Raw genomic sequence first — 1787 nt, 5'->3', positions numbered from 1 at the left:
GGGGGTGGGCCACCGGTTCTGCGTGAACCCATGACTCAAGTAAGCCCCGATGCTCGAACCGCGTCATGCCCCCACATTTCGTGACTTGACGGATACCGGCGGCCCTGCTATTCGCGTCCGCCCGCATCGGTCACCGAAACGGCAGCTCCGGGCGCCGCTCCCCCCACGGCCGGACCGTCTCCAGCTGCGCCGCCACCCGGAGCACGGTCACCTCGTCGTCGCGGCGGCCCACCAGCTGCACGGCGAGCGGCAGCCCGTCCGAGCCGTGGCCCGCCGGGACGGAGGCGGCCGGGTGCCCGGTGACGTTCCACAACGCGGTGTAGGCGACCATCGGGCGCGAGCGCGCCAGCGCCGTCAGGAGCCCGGCGCCGTCCAGTGCGCCCACCGGGCGCGGGCGCTCTGCGATGACCGGGGTCAGCAGCAGGTCCATGGTGGTGAACATCCGGTCGGCGCGCAGCGCCAGCCGCTCCCCCGCCCGGATCCCGCGCTCCACGGCCGATTCGGGGACCATCCGGGCCAGCGCGAGGGTGCTGCGGGTGCGCCGCTCGAGCAGGTCGGGGCGCTCGACCGCGGCGGCCTCCGCCCGTACTCCGCCGCAGAACTGCGCGGCGAACGGGGCCGTCGCGTCCGGGTAGCGGGGGTTGACCTCCCGCACGTCGTGACCCAGCTCGCGCAGCGCCCGTACGGTCTCCAGCAGTGCCTCGACGTGCGCCGGATGCGGGCGTACGCCGGGCACGGCGGGCTTGGCCGAGTAGCCGATGCGGAGCCGGCCGGGCGTGGTCTCCAGGGCGCGTATCCAGCTGGTGGCCGCCGGGCGGGCGCTCCAGCGGTCGGTGGGGGTGGTGCCGGCGAGGACGTCGTAGAGCAGGGCGGAATCGCGCACGGTGCGGGTCAGCGGCCCTACGGTGCCGAGGGCGTACCAGAGGTGGGGGTTCGGGGCGGTGGAGACCCGGCCGCGCTGGGGCTTGAGCCCGAAGAGCCCGCAGCAGGCCGCGGGGATGCGGATGGAGCCGCCGCCGTCGCCGCCGAGTGCCGCCCCGACCAGCCCGGCCGCGACGGCGGCGGCGCTGCCGCCACTGGAGCCGCCGGGGGTGCGGGCGGTGTCCCAGGGGTTGTGGGTGGGGCCGTGGGCTTCGGATTCGGTGAAGGGCCACTGGCCGAACTCGGGCATCGTCGTCTTGCCGATCACGACGGCTCCGGCGGCCCGCAGACGGCGTACGGCTTCGGAGTCGCTGGTCACGGGCGTGTGGTTGGCCACGCCGCCGAAGGTGGTGACCTGCCCGGCGACGTCCAGCTCGTCCTTGACCGCGATCGGTACGCCGTGGAGGGGGCCGTCCGCCCCTTCCGCGTCCCGGACGTCGGCCTCGGCGAGGGCCTGCTCGGCGAGGACGATGCGGAAGGCTCCGAGGGCGGGATCGTTCCGGGCGATGCGGCGCAGCGCGGCCTCGACGAGGGCGCGGGAGGTGATCTTGCCGGTGCGCACCAGCTCGGCCTGCCGCTCGACCGACTGGAACATCAACTCCGCATCGTCCCGGACCTGTTCCCCGCCTTGTTCCCCGCTTTGTGCGCCGTCCCTGGCCATGCCCGCCCCTTCCGCCGTACCTGCCGGTAACTGCGAGCCAAGGCTGGCGCCCCGCCGCGTGCACGTCAAGCAGCCGTTATCGGCCCGGCGAGCGTCGATCTGCCCTGTCACACGGCTGTGACAGTCGGCGGACACCTCCATGAAGTCCCACGGCCAATCTCTTTATCAGGGACAAACACCGACATTCCGGAATGCGTCCCCTGCT

General features: G+C 73.7%; 1 protein-coding gene. It reads right to left on the bottom strand.

Going from position 1 to position 1787, the window contains the following annotated elements:
- Positions 1-130 precede the first annotated feature (130 nt).
- Positions 131-1582 carry an amidase gene (locus PV721_RS43185; RefSeq protein WP_319734319.1) on the bottom strand — a complete coding sequence of 484 codons (1452 nt, stop codon included), beginning with the start codon at positions 1580-1582 and terminating at the stop codon, positions 131-133.
- Positions 1583-1787 lie beyond the last annotated feature (205 nt).

Origin of the sequence: Streptomyces sp. MB09-01 (genome assembly GCF_033794505.1) — a bacterium.
Lineage (GTDB): Bacteria > Actinomycetota > Actinomycetes > Streptomycetales > Streptomycetaceae > Streptomyces.
The sequence above is the reverse complement of the archived record's forward strand: the minus strand, read 5'-3'. Positions and strand labels throughout refer to the sequence as shown.

What these genes read in the sequence shown, in the direction of transcription:
- PV721_RS43185 (WP_319734319.1), bottom strand. Translation starts at nt 1,582, where the DNA reads ATGGCCAGGGACGGCGCACAAAGCGGGGAACAAGGCGGGGAACAGGTC.